General features: G+C 53.7%; 18 protein-coding genes. 14 read left to right on the top strand and 4 right to left on the bottom strand.

The window, feature by feature from the left end; all coding sequences use genetic code 11:
• Nucleotides 1-267: 267 nt before the first annotated feature.
• Together V0288_RS10845 and V0288_RS10840 are read right to left on the bottom strand one after the other, a co-directional pair.
• Nucleotides 268-6,417, bottom strand: a complete 6,150-nt coding sequence (locus V0288_RS10845) for a translocation/assembly module TamB domain-containing protein (protein ID WP_332865108.1) — start codon at nucleotides 6,415-6,417, stop codon at nucleotides 268-270.
• A gap of 252 nt (nucleotides 6,418-6,669) precedes the next feature.
• Nucleotides 6,670-7,974: a S8 family peptidase gene (locus V0288_RS10840; protein ID WP_332865107.1), complete on the bottom strand. Its 1,305-nt coding sequence runs from the start codon at nucleotides 7,972-7,974 to the stop codon at nucleotides 6,670-6,672.
• A gap of 518 nt (nucleotides 7,975-8,492) precedes the next feature.
• Here V0288_RS10840 and V0288_RS10835 point away from each other — a divergent pair.
• The gene (locus tag V0288_RS10835; RefSeq protein ID WP_332865106.1) at nucleotides 8,493-9,407 is read left to right on the top strand and encodes a PhzF family phenazine biosynthesis protein; all 915 of its coding nucleotides are present in this window, start codon (nucleotides 8,493-8,495) and stop codon (nucleotides 9,405-9,407) included.
• A 36-nt stretch (nucleotides 9,408-9,443) separates the two neighbouring features.
• On the opposite strand, the gene V0288_RS10830 is transcribed toward V0288_RS10835, so the two are convergent.
• Nucleotides 9,444-11,672, bottom strand: a complete 2,229-nt coding sequence (locus V0288_RS10830; RefSeq protein ID WP_332865105.1) for an IMS domain-containing protein — start codon at nucleotides 11,670-11,672, stop codon at nucleotides 9,444-9,446.
• A gap of 298 nt (nucleotides 11,673-11,970) precedes the next feature.
• Between V0288_RS10830 and pdhA the strand changes: the two genes are divergently transcribed.
• Nucleotides 11,971-13,005, top strand: coding sequence for a pyruvate dehydrogenase (acetyl-transferring) E1 component subunit alpha (gene pdhA, locus V0288_RS10825; RefSeq protein WP_332865104.1), 1,035 nt, complete (start codon nucleotides 11,971-11,973; stop codon nucleotides 13,003-13,005).
• Nucleotides 13,002-13,253: a hypothetical protein gene (locus tag V0288_RS10820; RefSeq protein ID WP_332865103.1), complete on the top strand. Its 252-nt coding sequence runs from the start codon at nucleotides 13,002-13,004 to the stop codon at nucleotides 13,251-13,253. The genes pdhA and V0288_RS10820 overlap by 4 nt, the downstream gene beginning before the upstream one ends.
• Here the strand turns inward: V0288_RS10820 and V0288_RS10815 are convergent.
• Nucleotides 13,166-13,798, bottom strand: coding sequence for a hypothetical protein (locus V0288_RS10815; protein WP_332865102.1), 633 nt, complete (start codon nucleotides 13,796-13,798; stop codon nucleotides 13,166-13,168). The genes V0288_RS10820 and V0288_RS10815 overlap by 88 nt on opposite strands.
• A 353-nt stretch (nucleotides 13,799-14,151) precedes the next feature.
• Here V0288_RS10815 and V0288_RS10810 point away from each other — a divergent pair, with 353 nt between their 5' ends.
• The 11 genes from V0288_RS10810 to V0288_RS10760 all read left to right on the top strand — a co-directional run bounded on the left by V0288_RS10810 (nucleotide 14,152) and on the right by V0288_RS10760 (nucleotide 22,861).
• Complete coding sequence (locus tag V0288_RS10810; protein ID WP_332865101.1) at nucleotides 14,152-14,484, top strand: hypothetical protein; 333 nt, start codon at nucleotides 14,152-14,154, stop codon at nucleotides 14,482-14,484.
• 301 nt (nucleotides 14,485-14,785) lie between these two features.
• Nucleotides 14,786-15,358 (top strand): Pvc16 family protein, encoded by a 573-nt coding sequence (locus V0288_RS10805; RefSeq protein WP_332865100.1) that lies wholly within the window; start codon nucleotides 14,786-14,788, stop codon nucleotides 15,356-15,358.
• Nucleotides 15,359-15,435: 77 nt separating this feature from the next.
• The gene (locus tag V0288_RS10800; RefSeq protein ID WP_332865099.1) at nucleotides 15,436-16,422 is read left to right on the top strand and encodes a hypothetical protein; all 987 of its coding nucleotides are present in this window, start codon (nucleotides 15,436-15,438) and stop codon (nucleotides 16,420-16,422) included.
• 12 nt (nucleotides 16,423-16,434) lie between these two features.
• Nucleotides 16,435-18,375, top strand: a complete 1,941-nt coding sequence (locus tag V0288_RS10795; protein ID WP_332865098.1) for a phage tail sheath C-terminal domain-containing protein — start codon at nucleotides 16,435-16,437, stop codon at nucleotides 18,373-18,375.
• A gap of 110 nt (nucleotides 18,376-18,485) precedes the next feature.
• Nucleotides 18,486-18,956 (top strand): phage tail protein, encoded by a 471-nt coding sequence (locus tag V0288_RS10790; RefSeq protein ID WP_332865097.1) that lies wholly within the window; start codon nucleotides 18,486-18,488, stop codon nucleotides 18,954-18,956.
• Nucleotides 18,956-19,399, top strand: a complete 444-nt coding sequence (locus tag V0288_RS10785) for a phage tail protein (RefSeq protein WP_332865096.1) — start codon at nucleotides 18,956-18,958, stop codon at nucleotides 19,397-19,399. Before V0288_RS10790 ends, V0288_RS10785 begins: the two co-directional genes overlap by 1 nt.
• Nucleotides 19,400-19,403: 4 nt before the next feature.
• Nucleotides 19,404-19,565 (top strand): DUF5908 family protein, encoded by a 162-nt coding sequence (locus V0288_RS10780; RefSeq protein WP_332865095.1) that lies wholly within the window; start codon nucleotides 19,404-19,406, stop codon nucleotides 19,563-19,565.
• A gap of 4 nt (nucleotides 19,566-19,569) precedes the next feature.
• The gene (locus V0288_RS10775) at nucleotides 19,570-20,238 is read left to right on the top strand and encodes a CIS tube protein (protein WP_332865094.1); all 669 of its coding nucleotides are present in this window, start codon (nucleotides 19,570-19,572) and stop codon (nucleotides 20,236-20,238) included.
• Nucleotides 20,239-20,240: 2 nt separating this feature from the next.
• Complete coding sequence (gene vgrG / locus V0288_RS10770) at nucleotides 20,241-21,983, top strand: type VI secretion system tip protein VgrG (RefSeq protein WP_332865093.1); 1,743 nt, start codon at nucleotides 20,241-20,243, stop codon at nucleotides 21,981-21,983.
• Between the two features lie 142 nt (nucleotides 21,984-22,125).
• Nucleotides 22,126-22,404, top strand: coding sequence for a PAAR domain-containing protein (locus V0288_RS10765; RefSeq protein ID WP_332865092.1), 279 nt, complete (start codon nucleotides 22,126-22,128; stop codon nucleotides 22,402-22,404).
• Between the two features lie 16 nt (nucleotides 22,405-22,420).
• Nucleotides 22,421-22,861 carry a GPW/gp25 family protein gene (locus V0288_RS10760; protein WP_332865091.1) on the top strand — a complete coding sequence of 147 codons (441 nt, stop codon included), beginning with the start codon at nucleotides 22,421-22,423 and terminating at the stop codon, nucleotides 22,859-22,861.
• The last annotated feature ends 49 nt before the right edge of the window (nucleotides 22,862-22,910 follow it).

The following is a 22,910-nucleotide window of genomic DNA, read 5'->3' as shown; positions in this document are numbered from 1 at the left end:
AGGAGGCAGGAGGCAGGAGGCAGGAGGCAGGAGGCAGGAGGCAGGAGGCAGGAGGAAGAATATTATCGCTAAAAATTGGATGCGAAACCTAATCTATCTTGTATCAGTCTAATTTTTGAAGTTTTTAGACTCTGGAATAACGAATCGCGCTTCGAGGTCTCGTACAGTTCCCCGCGGGATAACTCTATTATGGGGCGATCGGTGGGATTCGCGATCGAACCTCTCCATTTTCTCTCATCGATCGGCCCCTTTCGACGCGCTCCCGGCTCAAAATCGCGTCTCGTAGCGGACGGTGAACTGATTGTAGGTGTAATCGTAGGAAAAACGGACGTAAGACTGTTTATCCACGCGATAGACCGTTTCCAGATTGGGAAGGATATTAAAATCCGTCGCCCCGAGGGTGTTACTGATGGCGTTTTCCACGTCGTAGACGATGCCCTGGGCGAGCGCGGGAATGAATAACTGTACCACCCCGAACTGCACTAACTGTTCCGTGTTTTTCCCCTGTAACTCGTTAAAAAAGGCGAAAATTTGCTCGCCCAAGAGACGGACGATCTCCCCCTCACTGCGGGGGGGACTACTGGTTAACTGTACCACCGGGCTGTAAAGTAGTTGCTCGTCCTCCCCTCTGGCGAGGGCGACGGTGCGGATACAGGTCGCCAATTTCTCCAATTCCGCGCGGCTATAGGAAGTGTGTTCGGGGAACGGTAAACCGTCGGGACGGAGTTGACAGACGCTATTCATATTTTTCCCTAAATTCGGCAGTAATCTGCTTAACTCTCCCTCCACGCTCAGGGTGACATCGATCCTCTGCACGCGGGTCAGGCTATCGTCGGGAATCTCGTTACTGGGAAAATCCCCTAATTGTCGCGCTGACTCGAAGTTCCGCGATCCCGCGAATTCGGTGAGGATGGTTCGCAGTTGGATGTCGAGATCCGGGTTGAGGAGTCCCTGTTCCGGGGTGAAAACGATCGTGTTCTCGTTGCGTCGGTTGAGGAGGAAACGGGTATCGAGATAACTCACCCGACCCCGATCGAGCGTGATCACCCCGTTCGGCCGCAGTTTTTGGGGTTGGGTCAGCGGGCCGTTCAGCGTTAACGCTCCGCCGAAAGTAAACTGGTACAGGGGTTCGCGTTCGGTGGAGATCCCCTGCAAAACCACCCGGAAATCCTGTAAGAGCGGGTTAAAAGCGTTATTATTTCCCGGCGCGATCGGTTGAATCCACTGACGCGCCACCCGATCCACGCCGTCGAGCGCGTCTTCGGTCGGTTGGGGGGCGAACACCTGACCGTTAGATAGACGCACCTCGCCGCCGATAATCGGTCGCTGGAGGGTTCCCGTGACGATCGCCCGACCGTCGATCGATCCCCGATAGAGATTCTCGATCGCCACCTCTCCCTGCTGGATGGTAACGGTCAAAGGATTCGGATTATCGGCGATCGGCTGGAAAAACGGCAATACTCCCACCACCGAAATCTGCCGCTCGGCGAAAGCCCCCTCTAAAGACTCGACGGTTAACGCCTTCGGGGTCAAACCGATGCGGCCGTTGACGGTTAACTCTTCCGGGAAGGCGGCACTCCGGATCGTGGCGTTATTCAATTCGAGCAAACCGTGGGCCACGAGATCCCGGACGGTAAACGCTTTCCCGGTCGTCACCCTACCGGTCGCGTCGAGAATAACGTCCCCGTCTCCTTTCACCCAAGTGACCGCGCCCTGGGTGATCGCGTCGATCAGTCCCAGCGCCCCGGTTCCCAATCTTCCCTGTACCCGTAGGCGATCGTTCCCCGGTAGCGCCGGATAGGGAACACTCGCGTAGAATTGGATCTCTTCCGGGGTGGTGGTGCGGATCTCGAACCGGGCGTTATTGTACGTGAACAGGCCGGCGATCTCCCGATCGAGACTCTGGGCGTTGATCGCGCCGTTGACGAAGGCGAAATTTCCCGCCACGCGGGGATTGAAGAGCGTCCCGCCGATATTTCCCGTCGAGTTCAGGTTTCCGGAAACATCGACGGGCAACTGTACGAAATTCCGCAGGAGATCGAGGGAGAGATTTTCCGTCCCGAAGGTGGCCGCCACTTTCTCCAGCGAGAAATCGCCCGCGACAAAAACCATCGACTCCCTCGATCGAATCCGGATCGGTCGCACGTTCAGGGTATTCCGATCGAGTCTCGCGTTGACGGTAATCTCGTCGAGGGGAATAAACTGGCTGGAGGTGGTCACCAGACCGAGCGGATCGATAATATCCACCGTCGGTCGCTGGGGCCGCCATTCCCAATTTTTTCCTTGAAATTGTAAAGAAAGTTCCGGGGCGCGGATCGTCCCGGCGAGGGCGATACTCGCTTGATACACGCCTCTAACGTCTAATTCTCGCGGGACACCGACATAATCCCGCTCGTTCGCCATTTTCATGATCTGTTCGCGGATTTTCGCCAGTAAATTTACCTGTGCCGAGAGGGGCGCGTCGGGATTGCCCACGGACTCGGGACGAACCTCCCCGGCGCGCGCGTAATTCGGCGGCGAGAAAAATCGCAGTAAACTCTCCACGTCCGAAACCCTCAGCGCCAGCAGGAGATCCTGGATATAACCCCGCGCGACATCGAGATCCGCTTTAATTTCCCCGGTTCTAAAATTAAATAGCCCGCTCGCGTCGAAACGACTTCGCCCGGCCACTAAACTCGCTTCTTGTAACCGTACCACTCCGTCCTGAAAGCTCAGGTCGGCGACGATCGATTCCGCGCGTCGTTTCCCGAGTCCCGGTCGATCGATCCGTAGCCGTCCCTGTCCCTCCAACGTGAACAGATTCACATCGAGATCGGCGTTCAGATCTCCCGCGAGCGCCCCCGGTAGACTGTAGGCGACTCCGGGAGTGATATTCAAAATTTCCAACGGGAAACGCTCGATTCTGGCGATTAACCGCTCTCCCTGCCGTCTCCCCCGAGCGATAAAGGGAGGTTGATTCCCGTAGGTTTGGCGGATATTAAAGGCGAGGGGAAGATAGGGGGCGAGACAGCCGGTTCGAGTGCAGGGATCGAGACTGAAGGCGATAAAATCTTCATTCCCCCGTAAATCCAGCGCGATATTCTGGCCGAGTCCCGCGCGCAGGGTTCCGGTGAGCGAGGGTTCAAAAATCCGATCGTTGAGGCGGAAATTCGTCAGAGCGACATCGCCGCTCGCTTGCAGGCTTCCCGGACGGTTTAACGCGGTTAACAGGTTTCTCCCCGTCACCTTGCCGTTAAATCGGGCGATTCCCGCCAGATTCACCCCCGCCGGTCGGAAACGGTCATCGATCGGCAATCGATCGACGATCGACTGTAACGGCAATCGATCGAGATTCGCCCTCGCTTGAACGTTCAGATCGACGCGGGCGATATCCGGGTTCCGGGCGAGATTTTCCAGCAGGATATCCCCCCGCGCGTCGAGAAAACTCTCTCCCAGCCGCGCCGAAACATCTCCCACCCGGATCGACGCGGTTCCTTTGAAAAGATCGGCGAGATTTCCCGATAAACGGGCGGTAGCGTTCAGATCTGGCAGATCGGCCACCTTCCGCCCGCTAAATCGGTTCACCAGCAACGCGGTATTCAAACCCGACGCGCCGATCTGACTCTGCCAGAGATTATTATTCAACCGCGCCGTCGCGTTCACGGTTCCCCCCGCCAACTTCAATCGAGAGTCGATAAGGGCGGTTATACTGCTAAAATCGAGTTGATTTCGGTTAAAAGAGGCGAGTAACTCCCTCACGTTGCCGCTCGCCTGTACACGCGCCCGCGAGATCGCCACCGGAACCGGGAGATTCGGGAAAAATCGATCGACCGGGATCTGATTCGAGGTCGCTATCGTGTTAAATATACCGTTATTCATCCGGATATCGGCGTTAATCGGACTACTGGCGACGAATAGCCGTACATTCCCGTTCGCGTCCAGCGTGCCGATATCGGGCGTTTTCCCGGCGAGTAGGGTATCGATCGGCGCGGTAAAATTCAGCCGGCTCTGTCCTAAACGCACTGGAACGGTAATATTCGGCAGAAAGGGCGAGAGAGAGAGACCGGGGGTATCAATCACCCCGCTTAAAATTCCCCGATCGAGTCTCGCGACGGTTTCCAGGGGTCGATCGTTGACGAAGAGTTGCACCGTCCCGTCACCCCGCCACGTTTTCAGCCCCGCGACGGTGTTCTTCAACACGGGAGCGAGCGCGCCAGAGAAATTAACGCTCGTTGTTCCTAAACGAACGGGAACGGCGGTATCCGGCAGGAAAGGCGCGAGATTTAGCCCGGATGTATTGACGGTTCCGCGAACGAAACCGCGATCGATCGACGCGTTCGCGAGGACGGGCTGATTATTAACGGCGAGCGCGAAGTTTCCTTCCCCGCGCCAGGATTGCAAGAGATCGGCGGTATTTTCCAGCGATCGGGGCAGGGAACCGGCGATCGTGAGTCGGGAGTCCACCAGTCGCACGTTCGCCGGTAAATCGGGCAAAAACGGATTGACCGGCAATCCCGCCGCGCGCGCGGTCGCGGTTAAATTTCCTCCCGATACTTGACTATTGACCGCGATCGTGCCTTGTCGGGCTTGAAGGTTGAGATTGGCGATACCGTTGAGAGTTTCTAAACTGAATCGATCGAGTCTCCCCCGGAGTCGGATATCCGCGGTGTTCACCCGGACGGGATCGAGAGCGCGAAGATAGGGACAAAGATCGGGAACATTCTCGCAGGCGATCGGCACGAAAGGGGTCAGTAAAAAAGAATTTCCCCTAAGATTCGCCTGTAGCGCTTTGGTTTTAAAATTGCCATCGGCGGTGACGTTTAAAACACCGCCACCGGTTCTAATCACCGTATCGGTTAAGGTTAATCGATCGGTTCCCAAACCCAATTTTCCCCGACCGGAAATCGCCAGCGCTTCGGTCGTCGGAGCGGGGGGGATCTGCCAATCGATCGACACCCGCGGACGGGCTAACGTGCCGTCTACCCGAGTGTTAGCGTTGACATGATTCACCGTGACCGCGGGAGATAACCGAGCGTAGGGAGAGATAATCTCTCGGGTCGGTAAGGTGGCGCGCGCGGTGAGGGCGATCGGCATTTTCGTACCGTCGATCTTCTGATTCGCTTGAATAGATTTCAGAATATTTAATTGAATATTTCCATTGGCGATAATTCGACCGCCCGCGACGGGTAATAGTCGGGTATTTGTCAATCGTAATGTATTTAAATTGGTCTGAAAATCGGTCGTTACGGATTGAAAGGGAATTTTATCGACCGTGATTTTTTTGGTATTGGCGATCGATCCCGAGATTAACGGTCGATCGAGATTTCCCGTGACGCTAAATCGCGATCTCGCTTCCCCGAAAATCGGTACCGGCAGACGTAAATAGATAATTTTTAAGAGTTGGGGAATATCGACCCGATCGAGCGCCACGTTCAAGTTATATCCCTTCTCCCAGTTAATATCCCCGGAGACATTGGCGGTAATTTCGCCGATCTTGGCTCTCGCTTTCTGAAAGACCACGCTCTGACCTTGAAAATCGAGATTTAAATCTAGCTCGATCGGGTACCGGAGCGGTTGAAATCGTCCCGATACCCCGTTAATATTTACCTTTCCCGTCCCGCGGGTTCCCTCGATCTTCTCGAAAGAAGGTACGTCGATCGCTAGATTCGCGTCGGCCTGTCCCCGATTAATCTGTAAATTTCCGAATGGAAGCACCGAGAATAATTGACCGAGCGCTAGTCGATCGATCGAGAGCTTCGTTTGTGTTTTTCCCGTTTTCAGTTCGGTTTCCCCGCGAACCCGTACCGCGCTACCGAGGATCGACGCGTCGAGATTATATTCTAAGGGTTGTTGACGATTATCGATAAAGCGCCCGTTTCCCGTCACCTCGATCGTCACGGGACTTTGAATCGCGGTAGGCTTTAACGAGATATCGCCCTTTTCTACCGCGAAGCGAACATCGAGCGGGATCGGCGCTTTCTGTCCCGGTCGCGCGCGGGGTAATTCTACCGAGATCCATCGCCCGTTTTTATCCTGTTCGAGATAAATATTCGGGTCGATTACCTTCACGTCGATCGGTAAAGGAAGACCGAGAAGTAGGGGGAAAGGATTGACTCCCACCTCGATCGCCCGTACCGATAAACGATCGGGATCGGTGGCGGTTTTGGGAATGATCGAGGGACCCAAACGAATCCGGTTGAACTGAAAACTTTCTACTTCCCCGACAGTAACCGGTCGCCGGAGAAATTGACTCAGTTGCGTTTCTAATAGGGGAGAAAGACGCTCGTAGACGAAATAACGTATCCCGAAATAGCCCGCGGTCGTCAATCCGGCCACGGTAAGACCCCCGACAATTAGCGTGGAAGGTCGCCGCGCGAAACGCCACAAACGGAGCCAGGAATTCGGACGGCTAGGGGGTTCGGGGGGAGAATTCGTCATGGTTGCCTGCCTCACACACCACTTAGGGGACTGTATCACGGGAGTATTAGAGCGACCCCTATCAAAAAGTAGATCGTTCGTGTCGGGTGGTGTGAGGGAGTAACCGGGAAAGGCGATCGAGCGTCCCGTCCGGATCTATCGATCGGATAAACACGGGTCTTCCCCTATCTTAAAACAGGAAAGCGACGATCGTAGACCCCGATCGCCTGACAAATTTTTTCGAGCGGTAACGATTAGCGAAAAACGGATAGCCTAACGCGATAAAACATTGCCGGCCGTCGAGGTCAGGATATTCCGAACCCCCGCGTCGTCCAGATTTCCATTCGCCCCCAGCATTAAAGCCACCACCCCCGATACGTGAGGGGTAGCCATCGAGGTACCGCTCAAAGAACCGTAGCGACCGTTGGGAAGGGTGGAATACACGTTAACGCCCGGCGCGGTTACATACCGCATGGCGGGATCGGAACCCGCGCGGTTGGAAAAAGAGGCGAGATTGTTAGAATTATCGACCGCACCGACGGTGATCCCCCAATTCTTGGCGCTAGAACCGGGATAGGAGGGAGAAGCGGCTCCCTCGTTCCCCGCGGCCATGACCACGATCGCTCCCCGACTACTAGCGTACTCTAGAGCGGACTGCATTTCCCGACTCGTACTGCCTCCCCCTAAACTCATATTGATCACGCGCGCGCCGTTATCGACCGCGTAACGGATACCCTTCGCGATCGCGCTCAAACTCCCGCTACCGGAGTCACTTAACGCTTTCACCGGCATGATGCGGGAATTGTAGGCGATCCCGGTCACGCCGACACCGTTGTTCAGCCCGGCGATCGTTCCCGCGACGTGGGTTCCGTGACCGTTCCCGTCCAGGGTGTTATTATTCCCGCTCGCGAAATTCCAGCCGTAAACATCATCTACATAGCCGTTCCCGTCATTATCCCGACCGTCCCCGGGGATCTCGCCCGGATTCTTCCAGATATTGCCGCTTAAATCGGGGTGGTTCCGATCGACCCCCGTATCGATCACCGCCACCACGATCCCCTGTCCGGTATACCCTTTCGCCCAGGCTGACGGCGCGTTCACCAGATTCGCCCCCCAATCGTTCTTATTCCCGAAGGTGGGTACATTCGGGAGGGGAGTGGTTTGACCGATCGAGCGGGCCACGGCGGCCGCGGCATTTACTAAACCGTACCCGGTGGTCGATCGATATCCGGGGGAAAGGGAAGGGGTCGCCGCAATACTCGCATCCGCTAAACCGACCGTCGGTTCCCCGCGACCGAGAAGAAAATCCCCATCCCTGCGGTCATTCACTCCCGTTACCCCGAGAGAAAAATTAGCGGCGAGATCCCCGGAGTAGCTATTCTCGGGATCGGTGAAAAGCGGGGAATTCGGGAGAGAGGGGACGGGTTCTAACTCCGGATTCGGCGGTAATAACGGTTGGAAGTTGGCGGTATCGGGGAAAATCGAGGGGTTCGATCGTCCGAGGGATTGTCGCGGGTCGAATAGATCCGTCCGTTCGATGCCCTGCAAACGATGGGCATCCAGAGAATTTTCCAACATGATCGATTTCGTGATAGATAGATGGTCAAACGAAATATCCCGTCTTCCCGATAACTGAAATACCGCGGGACGGGAAAGTAAAGACGAAAACGACGAAAAATCGTCCGTCTTATCCGAATCCGTCTACGATATAAGAACAAAGTCGAGGTTTTCGATTAGATAGACCTCCGGCAAAAATCAGAAATCTCTCGTCGGGACAGGAGTCAGGAGTCAGGAGTCAGGAGGAGAAAGGAGAATTCAGGAGATCGTAAACAGATAAGTTTGTATTTTTTCTTAAATAATCTTTAAATCGGTTGTTTTTAGTTGAATTTGACTGTCAATTCTCACTTATGCGGGAGGTCTGATAGACTTCTCGATCGATTCATTTCCGAGAATCTAAAAGCGAGAAAAATTACAATTTAAAAAGGGAAATCGGTCTCGCGTAGAGTTTTTGGCTATATTATTCCTACTCCTCACTCCTGTCTCCTGTCTCCTGACTCCTGTCTCCTGACTCCTTAACCACACCGCGAGAGGTCTAAATGAAATATTCCTACTACACGGCCGATGTATTTAGCGATCGACCTTTCGGGGGAAATCCCCTCGCGGTTTTTCCCCGCGCGGACGGCCTGACCGCGGAACTCATGCAGAAAATCGCCCGAGAATTTAACTTCTCCGAGACGGTTTTCGTTTTCCCTCCCGAAACCGCCGACGGAACCCGACGCGCGCGCATTTTCACCCCAACTACCGAGTTACCTTTCGCGGGACATCCCACCGTCGGGACGGCTTTCGTTCTCGTTGCGATCGGCGAGATTCCCCTAGAAAACGAAACCCGCATCTATCTAGAGGAAGGCGTGGGACTCGTCCCGGTGACGATCCGCGGTTCGGCGGGAAAACCGGTATACAGCGAGTTAACCGCGGCGAAATTACCGGAATTCGGCGCGGGAACTCCCTCGATCGAGGATCTGGCCGGGGTTCTCTCCCTGGACGCGTCGGATTTTCTGACGGGAGAGTATCGCCCCCGATCGATCTCCTGCGGGGTTCCGTTCCTGTTCGTCCCGGTGAGAGATCGGGCGGTTTTAAGTAAAATCAAGCTAAATCTAACGGTTTGGGAAGCGGTTCTCGCGCGAGATCCGGCGAATTCGCTTTTTGTCTTCTGTCTCGATCCGGAACTGCCCGGTTCCGATATCCGCGCGCGGATGTTCGCTCCCAGATTGGGGGTGGCGGAAGATCCGGCGACCGGTTCCGCGGTGGCCGCGTTCGGGGGATATCTGGGGGCGATCGAGCCGTTACGGGACGGGACGATCGAGAGAACGATCGAACAGGGTTTCGAGATGGGGCGGCCGAGTCTCCTACGGGTGTCGATCGACAAACGGGACGGCGAGATCGTCGCTATCCGTGTCGGTGGCGCGTCGGTTTTAGTCTGTCAGGGCGTGATGGAGATTCCCGACCCCTAAGCCCGATTTCCGACTGTAAACGCCGGAAAAGGAAATTTATTTGGAGAGGAGCTTCGTATCGCGAATCCGCCACTTGTCTCCCTGACGTACTAGCTCGTAGCGAATATTGAGGGTATCGTCGTAGGAACGAGAGGCGATTTCTTTGTTATTCGCCATATAGCGGGCTTTCTCGCTAACTTTCGCCTCTACGGTCGCTAGTTTGTCGTTTTTCGGGTTTATCAGCACCGATCGAACCTCGATCTGATGCTCGTACTTCCAATATTGATTTCCTTTCAGGGCGCTCGCGCGATCTCCCCAGGTTTTCAGGGCGGGATCGACGAGAATCTCGTTTAATTTCGCGGTTTTATGCCCTTGTCCAAAGGCTTCCGCTTTGGCCGCTAACCAGGCGCGAATCACTTCGGCGGCCGTTTCTTTCGTTAATCCGGCCGTCGCGACCGGCTCGCTCGCCCGCGCTTCGAGCGAGGGAATTTCCAACACGGGAGCGTTTAACTCGATCGCTAACTGTTCCCCGGTCAAGGCCGCCAACGGGGAACGACTATCGACGAGCGCCTTCACCCCGAACCCGATCGCCCCGAGCGTTCCCAACGCGCCGGCCACTAAAATCGCCACCCGATCGAGCCGGAGTTTGCCGCGGCGGGTTTTCCGACGGCGCGGTACCGCTCCGGGAACCGCGGGGCGCCCCTCGATCGCCCGCCGGCCGGTCGGTCGTTCCATTCCGGGGCGACGACGGCTACCGGTGGCGGGAGGTTGGCGATAGGCCGCCGTTACCACGAGACTCCCCCGTCCGCTACCCGTCGATGAAGAAGTTTCGTCTCTGTCGGGAGGTAGATTTTTTAGAGTCGCTAGGGATGAACTTTGGCGGGTTCTGGCTCGGGTGGGTTTCCTCGGTTCGGGATAAGAGTAAGCGGATTCGCTCATGATAGACACTCCTCGAAGGCTCGATCGGTCGGGTTCCGGTTGGGGGGTAATAATGGTTACTTCAGATTCTAGAGTATCGGCGGATCGGGTGATGTGATCCGACGCGCTTTTTTTGTTAGGAAATTTTGATAATTCTTCCAGGTAAATTTGTACGCCCTCGTCGGCGAAATAATCTTTCAGCGAGACCGGTCGATCGACCAGATCCCGGAAGCGCGAGAACACTTCCGTTCGTAACCAGAGTTCCCCGTAATCACACAGGCCGGGCAGGAGATCGTCGGGATCGGGCGATCTCTCTTCGATATATTTTAAGGTTTCTTTTTCTTGACTTTTTTTCAGGATCGTGGTAGAGAGATCGACCCGTCCGAGTAGGAGAGCGCAGACAGCCCGTTCTAGCGAAACATCCTGATGTTTTTGTAAATCGTCCAGGCTCTCGATCGCCGCGAGGATCGAGTCGGGGTCTTGGCGGGCGAACCCGCGGGCGATCGAGACGTAGACGAGCAGGTACTCCCCCACGGCCGACGGCCGGCGCGCCTCTCTCTCGAAAACGCGCTGTTGTTCTTCGAGGGTGAGGTGGACGCGTAACTGTTGGAGAAAACGCAGGAAATCATCGATGCCCAACCCGGAGCGATCGTCGCCCCCCCCGTCGATGCCGCGGCGATCGTCTAACATTTCCGAGAGTAAAACTAATCCCCGACTTCTCTCGGCGGTTCGCGCTAACTCCCGCGATAACAGTTCGAGAATTCGGTAGGGGCGCAGGCGGTAAAAATCCCGATCGATCTCCCGGACGAGCGCGGGAAAGAGATTTTCCTCGTTCAGTAGGGCTAACGCTTTTTCCAGATATTCGGAAGCGCTCTCGTACTCTTTGTCCTGCCAGCGCTCGCGGCTTAATTCCCGGTAGGCGAGAACGATCGTCAGGAGGATATCGTTCCGATCCGAGAAAAGACTTTCCTCGTCGAGAGATTCCTCTCCCAAACGGCTCGCCAGTTCGTACTCTCCCAACTCCTGAAGGATCGATAACGCGCCCGCTAACCGCCCCGTCTCGATATCCAGGCCGGGGGTTCGCGGGGCCGGCAAACCGTCCGATCGATCCGGGGTTTCCTCGGAAGGCGCGACCCGATTCGGGGAAATTTCGTCGAAAAATCGCTCGTCGTATGACCGGCGGTTTTCCACGTCCGCCAGCATCCGATAAGCTTCCTCTACTAGCTCGTTTCTTTGGGCGATCGCGCTCTCGCTATACTCTTGATGGGGAAATTGCCGCTGTCGATCCTCGTGAGCCTGTTCGATCTGCTCGTCCGTCGCCTGACAGGGGACTCCTAAAATTCGGTAGTAGTCGAGAGGGATTCGCACGGTTCGCTTTACCTTAGAGTAGAGAGAGTCTTGTCACCGATTTAGACCGTATAACGATTTAGACTATATAAGGTATCGTGAGGCGGGTAAAATGGCAAGGATACTATTCTAGCTCGGTCTTCAGTCAGTTGACTAAGTACCGGTGGGGTGGTAGTGGAAAAAGTGTCCGAGGGAAAATCCTTCCCGTTCCCCCGATCGAGTCGAGTTTAGTCTTACACTAAGAATTTACGAGATCGATGCGCCCGATTCTACCCGGTCCCTATTGTTTTTTTGTTGTCTAAATGATACTACAAACCCTATGATTTCCGAACGTACCTTACCAACTTTTAACGCCTCTTCCGTCACACTCACCAAAGAAGAAGGATTACGGCTATACGAGGACATGGTTCTCGGGCGAATGTTCGAGGATAAATGCGCCGAGATGTATTACCGGGGCAAAATGTTCGGCTTCGTCCATCTCTATAACGGTCAGGAAGCGGTTTCCACGGGAATTGTCAAAGCCCTGCGTCCCGATGGAGATTACGTGTGTAGCACCTATCGGGATCACGTCCACGCCCTGAGCGCGGGGGTTCCGCCTCGCGAGGTGATGGCGGAACTATTCGGGAAAGCGACCGGGTGTAGCAAGGGCCGCGGCGGCTCGATGCATATGTTTTCGGAAAAACATAAATTATTGGGCGGTTACGCGTTCGTGGCCGAGGGGATTCCCGTGGCGACCGGCGCGGCCTTTCAAAGTAAGTACCGTCGCGACGCGTTAGGTGACGCGAATTTCGATCAGGTGACGGTGTGTTTCTTCGGGGATGGCGCGAGCAATAACGGACAGTTTTTCGAGTGTCTGAATATGGCGGCGCTGTGGAAACTGCCGATTATTTACGTGGTGGAAAATAATAAATGGGCGATCGGCATGGCGCACGATCGGGCCACCTCGCAACCGGAAATTTATAAAAAGGCCAGCGTGTTCAGTATGGCCGGCGTGGAAGTGGACGGGATGGACGTGGTGGCCGTTCACTCGATCGCTAAAGAGGCGGTGGCCCGCGCCCGCGCCGGGGAGGGGCCGACGCTGATCGAGGCGTTGACTTACCGTTTCCGCGGTCACTCCCTCGCCGATCCCGACGAGTTGAGAAGTCCGGACGAGAAACAATTCTGGGGCGAGCGCGACCCGATCACCCGTTTCGCCGCCTATCTCTACGAACACGATCTCGCGAACCGCGAAGAACTCAAGGCCATTGACGAGCGCGTGCAGGCATCGATCGAGGACGCGGTGAAATTCGCCGAGGAAAGCCCCGAACCCGATTCGAGCGAACTGACCCGCTATATCTTCGCCGAGGACGAGTGATCTCGGGGGCAGGAGGCAGGAGGCAGGAGTCAGGAGGCAGGAGGCAGGAGGGAAAAATACCATTACTATCTCCCCACCTCCCCATCTCCCCACCTCCCCATCTCTCCACCTCCCCATCTCTCCACCTCCCCATCTCCCCATCTCCCCATCTCCCCGCTCCCTACTGCACCAACTGGAAGGCGTTTAAAAAGGCTCTGGTCGATCGGGTATCGGGTCGGTTTTTGGGATCGCTAACGCCGATGACGTAGGCTTTATTGTTGACGAGATAGGCGCGGATGGTGAGGTTGGTATCGGCGCTAGAGAAGGTTAACTCGCGACCGGGGTGTTTATCGATCGAGATCGATCGATCCCCGGTTAATTTATAGCGATCTTTCGGGGCGACGCGCTCGCGGATGGCGGAGAGGAGTTCTTTCGGGTTTTTCAACTGTTCTTCGGTGAGGGTATCGGCGTAGGCTACCACGTAGCGACGGTTTTCCGAGTTAGAGGCGATCGCCCGGAAAGGCACTTTCCCCAAGGAGGTATCGAGGGTGACATTCTCGTTGGTGATTACTCCCGGCGGCATCCAGGTAGAAAAACCTTCCGAACGGAAGATGACGAACTGCCAGGACTTCGATCGCTCGCTCGCGGGAATGTCCGGACTTCTCGGTTTTTGAAAGAGAATCCGATCCTCGGAACGCAGGCGACCGGTCTCGAAAAAACTCCGGGAATCTAGCGTGTCAAAAGCGAGGGAAATCCCCGGCACCAAGAACGCGGCCGGGATAGCGATCGAGAGAAAACGGGCTAAAAATTTCATCGTGGTTATCTGCAATAGATGGGAGCCTCTCTAATGTATCGGTTAATAGACCTCCTGCAAACGGGAGAGTCGAAAGTTAAATTTAACTAAAAGATTACAATTTAAGGATTTATGGTGAAAATACACGCGTTATAAGTTTATAATCTCTTTACTTTTCTTTCTGTCTCCTGAATCCTGATTCGATGGCTCCTGAATGGCGATCGGCTCGCGAGATAGACACTCTTTCGGGATCGGTTCATTACAATGATCGGTGTGGCGGTTATCGCGTTCGGGGAGTATGTCGATTGTCGTTATCAGCGCGGGAACCCCCCGAACGGAAACCGCTACCGGTATTGTTCCCATCTTGTAGTCTTATGGTACGCTCTCCTTTTCTCATCGGTTTTGTCGCCTTGGGAGTTCTGGCAAGCGCGACTCCCCTACTCGCGAATCCCCCCGCGGGAACGATCCGGAGCGATAATGTGACCGAAATCCCTCCTTTACCGACTCCCACGGGAAACAGTGACGATTTACGGGGATTATCCTCGCCGAATCCGAACGTTCAACCGGGGGAACCTTTGAATCTGCCGCCGAACTACCAGTTAAAACCGAATCCCCAACCGACGGTTCGGGAAAATACCCCACCCGAATGGAACGATCAGGGGGAACCCCGATCGAATCCCGGCGGTGTGCCGCTTGTTAATTTCTAGTGAACTCGCGAAGATCTCTCGTAACTCTCGATCGGGTAACTTCATTTCTATTTACTCGATCGAGATTGCGTATATATGCTTATATTATTAGACTTAGAAAAGTTTAAATAAATCGGGTGATCTTGGATACCGACAAGAAACGGGTGTTACGATAGTCAGTCAATTCTACCGTTGATAAAAGGTTCTAGCGAACTCCACGATCGCGCTAGATTTCCGTCTATTTTTTGCCTTCGGAAAGGTTTTATAAAATACCTTTGCCGATCGTTTTTCCTGTCCTAACTCGCGATCAACTCTCCCGCTCATGCTAGATGTCGTTCTCAAGTTTTTTAAAGACGAGTTAAACACGTATCTGCTCGCGCGGACAAGTTCGGATTTGGTCAAGGTGGAGATGAGGAAATTAGTCGATGATTCGGGAAAACTACCGTCCGACTCTAACGACTCCATTCTGGCCTCGATCGTCAATATCGAAGAGGATCGAGTTTTTAAATCCCAACTGCCCGAACATCTCTACACGAACGGGAAACATATCGTATTGGAACCCGAATTAAAACTTAACCTTTACGTTATGTTCGCCGCCAATTTCGGACAGTACGATCGGGCGTTAAAATATCTTTCCCACGTCCTAACCTATTTCCAGGCGCGTTCCTCGTTCACCTCCGACGAATATCCCGCTCTCGACCCGCGCGTGGAAAAACTCACCACGGAATTACAATCGCTGACCTACGAGCAGTTAAACCAAATCTGGGCTTTTATCGGGGGAAAATATTTGCCGTCCGTGATTTATAAAATACGGGTAGTCGCCCTACAGGATGAAGCCCCGAAAATCGTTCGACCGGCGATCGAGGAAATCGCAACAAATCTTCACGCTCTATAATTGTAAAATCGCCTAAGATTGTTCTAGAAAATCGATATCTTTCGGGAATTATTTTTTGGCGAAGCGAGGCATTTAACATGAAGTTTCGCGTTCTATTCACGATCGACGTATCCCATTCTTACTACACGGATAGCTGTCAGGATTTCGATTTTCTAATCCCCTTTGATAGCGATCGAACCCTCGAAGGCGGCCGCCTCATCGCCAAAGCTCGCGAGGGAAAGTTATCCGTTTTCTACGCGGTAGACGAGGAAAATAAACCCTTCGCCTCTCTCGCGGGAACCACCTTACGCGTCGGTTTAAAATTACTCGCTCCCTTCTTCAGTAACTTCACCGATCTCGCGTTCGCTTCTTCCCGTCCTCTCTATCGAAATAGCGCGAATCCGAACGCGTTAGACGAGCCGATCGCCATCACGCTCGTCGGCGAAAGAATCCGTCATTCGGCGACAGAATCGACGCGACCCGTTACCCTAACCCTCAAAGATCCCGACGGTGTACTTTTAAAAACCGATACGTTTTCCGAGAGCGAGGCTGTCGTCTCGATCGCCGGGAAATCGACGGGACTGTACTCGATCGGGGAAACCTATCCGGGCAAAACGAAAACGATTCATTATTATGCCGATGCCCAACTACAACGGGAGGGAGTTTTCGGGATCGTGGAAATCTCGATCGACGGGAGTTTCTATAGCGTTCCTCCGAATTTCACCCTCTCGTTCACGGCAAAAGAAGAAACCCTAAAATATTACGTCATCGCTAAAAATTATTCCGATGCCGATTGGAACGCGCTCTCGATCGCCGATGCCGGAGAACCCGATCGAGATCCGATCGTTTTTGACAAAATCATTCCCCCATTTAGTAACGAGGATCTTCGGCCGGACTCTCTCGGAAAGGCGGGCGATCGGGTGGTGCTATTTAAATCGCGAGTTCCCGTCTCCCGACAACAGAGAGCCAGACAGAAAATTCGCCTTCAAAAAAACGGCGAGATCCTGATTCCGAATTTACCCCAACCCGGTGCCGATCGAGCGAATTCCGATCTGATCGTTCAAGTTTCCAAACCCAAACTCTAAACGCGCAAAACTATGGCATACAAAACCCCCGGCGTGTACGTCCAGGAAATTTCCCTGTTTCCCCCTTCCGTCGCGGAAGTAGAAACCGCGATCCCCGCTTTTATCGGTTATACCGAACGCGCGAAACTTCTATCGGAAAGCGATCTGAAAAACGTTCCCACGAAGATTAAATCCCTCCTAGAGTTCGAGACCTATTTCGGTAAAGCACCGGCGATCTCGGTTTCCGAGGTGTTACTCGACGCGAACAATAATTTTCTCAAGGCTACCTTTACCAGCAATTACTATCTTTACGATAGTCTACGGCTTTTCTTCGATAATGGGGGCGGGAATTGCTATATCGTCTCCGTGGGTTCCTACGCGGAGGCGATCGATCGAGATAAATTAAAAGACGGGATCGAAGCTCTCAAAAAATACGATGAACCGACGATCTTGCTCTTTCCCGATGCCGCCGGTCTGAGCGCGAACAATCTAGGAGACGTGCAGAAAAAAGCGCTGGTACAATGCGCCAAACTGGGCGATCGAGTGAGTATTCTAGATACCCGAAACGACGATCCGAACGGGGTTTCTTTCCGGAATAATATCGGTATTAACGATCTAAAATACGGTGCGGTCTATAGTCCGTGGCTAAAGGTAAATTACAGCAAAAACGTTTCCTATTCGGCGATCAAGAAAAATGGCGTTCTCAAAAAAGGAACGATTTCCGTTAACTTAAGCTCTCTAACCACCGATACCGGAATCCAGACTTTAATCGCCGATCTAGAGAAAGCGCTCGCGGACAGAACCAAGATCGAGGGAAAAATCACGGATCTTTTAGCGGGAGCGAACTCGATCGGTTCCAAGTACGAAACATTACTCTCGACTTACAAGAATAGTCAAACCCTCGCCAACCTACAAGCGATCTTCGCCTATCTCTATCAACTAGCCGAGTTAGTGGACGGTCTTCTCGATGCCAGTACGGGAGTCAAAGTCGTCGCTTTCCGGGGAGATATCCAGAACTCGATCGCCAATTCGCTGAAAAATGTCTTTAGCGAAATTATTAGTAACGAGAAAGAATTGGATGGAAAAGTCGCGGCGGATGACTATACCGCTCAATGGAGTATCGACCCCGATCCGATCGCTTCCGGGTGGGGGGGAATCTTCGCGGGATCGTCACCGGCCGCCTCGACTACCGCGATCCCCGCGGACGCGGATACCGACGCGAAAAAAGGCGACGCGCTCCTACCCAATCTCAACAAAAATTTCACCATTATTGACGAGACGATCAAGAGCTTTATCGCGTCCGCCGCGCAATACGCGCGCGCCTACGAACAGAGTCTCTACGATAGTTATCCGGTGTATCAGAACATCATCAAAGGAATTAACGACACCGCGACGATCCTACCACCGAGCGGGGCGATCGCCGGGATTTATTCCCTGGTCGATAATCAGCGCGGGGTGTGGAAATCGCCGGCGAATGTTAGTTTGACCGGCGTGATCGAACCGGTTTATAACTTCGATGAAACGGAAACTGATGACTTGAATATCGACCCGAACGCGGGCAAATCGATCAACGCGATCCGCGCTTTTAGTGGCAAGGGAACGTTAGTTTGGGGGGCGAGAACCTTAGCGGGAAACGATAACGAATGGCGATATATTTCCGTGAGACGCTTCTTTAATATGGTGGAAGAATCGATTAAAAAATCGACTTACTGGGCGGTATTCGAGTCGAATGACGGGAATACCTGGGTGAAAGTGCGCGGCTCGATCGAGAATTATCTCACCCAGAAATGGCGGGAGGGAGCGTTAGCCGGCGCGACCCCGAAAGAAGCCTTTTTCGTCAAATGCGGCCTCGGTACGACCATGACCTCTCAGGATATCCTCGAAGGTCGCATGAACGTCGAAATCGGTATGGCCGTCGTCCGTCCCGCGGAGTTTATTATTCTCAAGTTCTCGCACAAATTACAAACTTCTTGAGGGAACGGGGAAAGGGGGTAATCTATCCTCCTATCTCTTATTTCTTGGTGGGTTACGCTTCACTAACCCACCCTACGGTCTAAAAACTTACCCGAAAATAGGAGCCGATTATGCCGACTGAAAATGTTAGAAAAGTGTATCCCCTGCCCGTGTTTCATTTTACGGTAACGTGGGGGGGAAGTTCGCGGGGGGAATTCTCCGTCGGGTTTACCGAAGTGACCGGATTGACGCAGGAAAATCAGGCGATCGAGTATCGCGATGGTTCTTTTAAAGAATTCTCGGCGATTAAAATGCCCGGTTTGCGGAAGTTCAATAATATCGTCATGAAACGCGGGGTTTTTAAAGGGGATAACGATTTCTTTAAATGGTTAACCACCGTGAAAATGAACACCGTGGAACGGCGGGATATTATTATCAGCTTGCGCGATGAAAATAACAATCCGGTGATGACCTGGACGGCGCAAAACGCTTTTCCGGTCAAGGTAGAAGGGCCGCAGTTAAAAGCGATGGGGAACGAGATAGCGATCGAATCCATTGAAGTCGCGCACGAGGGTCTTACTATCTCTATTCCCGAGGAATAATGGCTAACTATTACCCGCCGGTCGGCTTTCATTTTACCGTCGAGGTGCAGGATCTCGCCGGCGAGAACGATATCCGGTTCACCGAAGTGGGCGGTTTATCGGTGGAGATGGGGACGGAAGAAATCGCCGAGGGAGGGGAAAACCGCTTTATCCAGAAGTATCCCACTCGCACGAAATATCCGGAATTAGTCCTTAAACGCGGTTTATTGATTAATTCTCCCGTGATCGACTGGGTTCGTCAGTGTATCGAGGATTATCAAATTCAGCCGAAGGATGTTTTCATCAAGCTTCTCAATGAAGAACACCAACCGCTGTTGACGTGGAACGTGGTAAAAGCGTACCCGACTAAATGGGCGGTCAGCGATTTTAACGCCTCGAATAACGCGGTGGTGATCGAGAGCCTACAACTGTTCTATCAATACTTTACCCTCGTTAAATCCTGAAATTATGCCGATCGTAGTCGATGAAGTCGTGATTTCCGTGGAAGTCAGCAATCAAGCCTCCGGGGGGGCGACCTCGACCCCGGACGCGACCGATGATAAACAGAGCATTATCGAGGAATGCGTCGAACGGGTGCTGGAAATCTTGAAACAGAAGGAAGAGCGCTAAAGTTATGAGCGATCGGGGGCAACTGAAAAAACTGCGAATTCAAGCGTTCGAGAAGCCGGACTATTCCGGACAACCGAAGGCGGAATTTTCGGCCTACGTCAATCCGAGCGAGATTACCCTTTCCTACGAGATCGAGTACGACAGCGCGCAGGGGGCCGGGACGACCAATAGCCGGATGACTTTTAAAAAGGCCAAACCGGGCGATCTCTCCCTCACCTTCTTTCTCGACGGAACCGGTGCGAACGGAACCAAGATCGACGTACAGGAAGAAATCGCTAAATTTCAAAGCGTCACGGGGTATAACGGCGAGATTCACCGACCGAATTATCTGAAAGTGATGTGGGGAACCCTTCAGGTCAAGCGCTGTGTTCTCAAAAGCGCCTCGATCGCCTATAAACTCTTCCAACCGGACGGAATTCCCCTACGGGCGATTATTACCGCCAATTTTACCGATAATTCCGACGATAAAACCCGTCAGGCGATGGCGAGGGATCGATCGCCCGATCTCACCCGCGTCCATCTCGTCAAAGCCGGGGAAACCTTACCCGGTCTCTGTTACGAGATTTACGGCGACCCCGACTACTATCTCGATGTCGCCCGCGCTAACCGCCTCGACAATTTCCAAAAACTCGCTCCCGGTAGCAAAATTTTCTTCCCCCCCCTGGAAAAATAGCGATGCCAGAAACCAGAACCTTACCGATTTCCGCCGAACATCGCGAATTCACCGTCAAAGTCAACGGTGAGGCGATCGGACGCGAGTACCAATTGCTATCGGTTTCCGTGATCAAATCGGTCAATAAAATCGCCGGCGCTCGCCTCGTGTATCTCGACGGAACCGCGGCCGCGGGCGGGTTTCCCCTCAGTAACTCCGATCGATTGATTCCGGGGCAAAAAATCGAAATTCTCGCCGGCGCGCTCAACGATCCGGTCTCGCTATTCAAGGGAATGATTATCCGGCAGGAGGTGAAAACGAGGCAGAATAGCGCGTCACAGTTGATCGTCGAGTGCCGTCACGCCGCGTTTAAACTCACCGTCGGCCGGGAAAACGCCTACTTTTTCGATCGCTCCGACAGCCAGATCATCGAGGAGATCTTCAAAAAAGCGGGCATCGAGGCGGAAGTGGACAAAACGAACGTTATTCACCCGCATCAAGTGCAGTATAACTCGACCGCGTGGGATTTCCTCCTCTCCCGCGCCGAGGTTAACGGCAAAATTATCCTGACCGATGACGATCGGGTGAAGGTCAAAACCCCGAATTTCACCGGAAATCCCGTCTGTACCCTGCAATACGGCTCGACAATCCTGGAAATGGACGCGGAGATCGACGCGCGTTGCCAGTACAACGGGGTAAAAAGTGTCACCTGGGACGCGGGAAGGCAGAGCGTGGTCGAGAAGGAGGCGAAAGATCCCGACCTCGACGCGCCGGGGAATTTAAGCGGGAAAAACCTGGCCAAAGTGACCGATTTACCGTTCTATCGTCTCCAACATCCGGCACTCGGCGAGGAAGAGGCGCAAGCTTGGGCGGACGCGCGCTGGCTACAGTCGAAAATGGGCAAGGTCAACGGGCGGATCAAATGCGAGGGAATCGCCACGGTAAACCCCGGCGATCTGGTCAAATTAAGCGGGGTCGGCGATCGCTATAACGGGAACGTGTTCGTCACCGGGGTCCGTCACGAAGCCAACCTCGTCGGTGGCTGGAAAACGCATATCCAATTCGGAACCGGGAATCAATGGCTATCGGCGGAACGCGACATTACCGCGCCCCCCGCGGCCGCCCTTCTGCCGGGGATTAACGGTTTACAGATCGGTATCGTGGTCAGCAATGAAGATCCGGACGGGGAACACCGGGTACGGGTGAAAATGCCCCTCGTCAATGAAGGGGAAGAGGGAACCTGGGCGCGGGTGGCTTCTGTGGACGCGGGAAACGGTCGCGGTTTCTTTTTCCGTCCGGAGATAGGTGACGAGGTGGTGTTAGGGTTTTTCAACGACGATCCCCGACAGGCGGTAATTCTGGGAATGTTGCACAGCAGTGCGAAAGCACCGCCGCTAACCGGTTCCGATAAAAATCACCGGAAGGGTTATCAAAGTCGATCGAAAATGCAATTTTTTTTCGATGACGAGAAAAAAACGATTCGATTAGAAACTCCCGCGGGCAATAAACTTAACTTGAACGAGGAGAAAAAAGAACTTCGCCTAGAAGATCAAAACGGTAACAAAATTGTGATGAATTCCGACGGAATCCAGATTCAGAGTAATAAGGCGATCGTCCTAAAAGTCGCGACCTCCGTTACCTTTGAATCCTCCGACTCGATCACGATTAAAGCCGGCAACCAACTCACTTTGACCGGTAACGCCGGCGCGGAACTTTCCAGTACCGCCATCACGAATGTGAAAGGGAGTTTGGTGCAGATTAATTAGGAGGGTGTCGGGCAAAGAAAGGGTAAAGGTGAAGGGCTTAAAAGTAGTCTTTTCCCTTTTCCCCTTCCCCTTTCCCCCCCAAAAACTCCCCCATCTCCCCATCCCCGCGAGCGATATCAATTCACTAGGAGAATCGAGAACTATGCCACCAGCGGTTAGAGTCGGCGATATCAGTAATCACGGGGGAACGATCGTCGGGCCCGGAGTTAGCAACGTCCTGATCGGCGGCAAACCCGCGGCCGTGGTCGGTGATAGTCATCTTTGCGCGTTGCCTCCCAGTGGACATCAACCGACCGCGAGTATTTTTCCCGCCGGTAGCGCGAAGGTACTGATCGGCGGGAGACCGGCGCTGAGGACGACCGATGCCTGTATCTGCGGGGCGATGGCGGCCGTGGGCGAACCGACCGTAATGATTAACTAAAGGAGGAGCGATCGCCATGTCCGACCTAACCTACACGTCCTTTCTCGGCACCGGCTGGAGTTTTCCCCCCGAATTTATCCAGGAGACGGGAAAAGTGGTGATGATTTCCGATGAACGCGATATCGAATCTAGCTTGCGAATCCTTTTCGGGACGGCGTTCGGCGAACGTTTTCTCAATCCCAAATACGGACTCGATACGCGAGAACTCGTTTTCGATCTGATCGGTACGACCGAAAAAACGGCTTTGCTCGATCGAGTCCGCGTGGCGATCGCCATCTACGAACCCCGCATCGATCTACTGTCGCTCGATTTAGACACCTCGGCACAGAACGAGGGACGACTCGCCCTGATACTGGAATACAAAATTCAGGCGACGAACTCGCGCTACAACCTCGTTTATCCCTTCAGTACCACCGACAGTAACGAGGTCAAAAATGTCGTAGGAGGCTATTTATGAGGAGGCAGGAGGCAGGAGGCAGGAGGCAGGAGGATAAGGAGGGGGAAGA

This window comes from Pannus brasiliensis CCIBt3594, from assembly GCF_036688125.1.
Lineage (GTDB): Bacteria > Cyanobacteriota > Cyanobacteriia > Cyanobacteriales > Microcystaceae > Pannus > Pannus brasiliensis.
The sequence above is the reverse complement of the archived record's forward strand: the minus strand, read 5'-3'. Positions and strand labels throughout refer to the sequence as shown.

Coding starts and splice junctions, on each gene's coding strand:
- V0288_RS10795 (WP_332865098.1), top strand. CDS start 16,435: ATGGCATACAAAACCCCCGGCGTGTACGTCCAGGAAATTTCCCTGTTT.
- V0288_RS10835 (WP_332865106.1), top strand. CDS start 8,493: ATGAAATATTCCTACTACACGGCCGATGTATTTAGCGATCGACCTTTC.
- V0288_RS10765 (WP_332865092.1), top strand. CDS start 22,126: ATGCCACCAGCGGTTAGAGTCGGCGATATCAGTAATCACGGGGGAACG.
- V0288_RS10760 (WP_332865091.1), top strand. CDS start 22,421: ATGTCCGACCTAACCTACACGTCCTTTCTCGGCACCGGCTGGAGTTTT.
- V0288_RS10775 (WP_332865094.1), top strand. CDS start 19,570: ATGAGCGATCGGGGGCAACTGAAAAAACTGCGAATTCAAGCGTTCGAG.
- V0288_RS10815 (WP_332865102.1), bottom strand. CDS start 13,798: ATGAAATTTTTAGCCCGTTTTCTCTCGATCGCTATCCCGGCCGCGTTC.
- V0288_RS10840 (WP_332865107.1), bottom strand. CDS start 7,974: ATGTTGGAAAATTCTCTGGATGCCCATCGTTTGCAGGGCATCGAACGG.
- V0288_RS10810 (WP_332865101.1), top strand. CDS start 14,152: ATGGTACGCTCTCCTTTTCTCATCGGTTTTGTCGCCTTGGGAGTTCTG.
- vgrG (WP_332865093.1), top strand. CDS start 20,241: ATGCCAGAAACCAGAACCTTACCGATTTCCGCCGAACATCGCGAATTC.
- V0288_RS10800 (WP_332865099.1), top strand. CDS start 15,436: ATGAAGTTTCGCGTTCTATTCACGATCGACGTATCCCATTCTTACTAC.
- pdhA (WP_332865104.1), top strand. CDS start 11,971: ATGATTTCCGAACGTACCTTACCAACTTTTAACGCCTCTTCCGTCACA.
- V0288_RS10790 (WP_332865097.1), top strand. CDS start 18,486: ATGCCGACTGAAAATGTTAGAAAAGTGTATCCCCTGCCCGTGTTTCAT.
- V0288_RS10805 (WP_332865100.1), top strand. CDS start 14,786: ATGCTAGATGTCGTTCTCAAGTTTTTTAAAGACGAGTTAAACACGTAT.
- V0288_RS10785 (WP_332865096.1), top strand. CDS start 18,956: ATGGCTAACTATTACCCGCCGGTCGGCTTTCATTTTACCGTCGAGGTG.
- V0288_RS10780 (WP_332865095.1), top strand. CDS start 19,404: ATGCCGATCGTAGTCGATGAAGTCGTGATTTCCGTGGAAGTCAGCAAT.
- V0288_RS10845 (WP_332865108.1), bottom strand. CDS start 6,417: ATGACGAATTCTCCCCCCGAACCCCCTAGCCGTCCGAATTCCTGGCTC.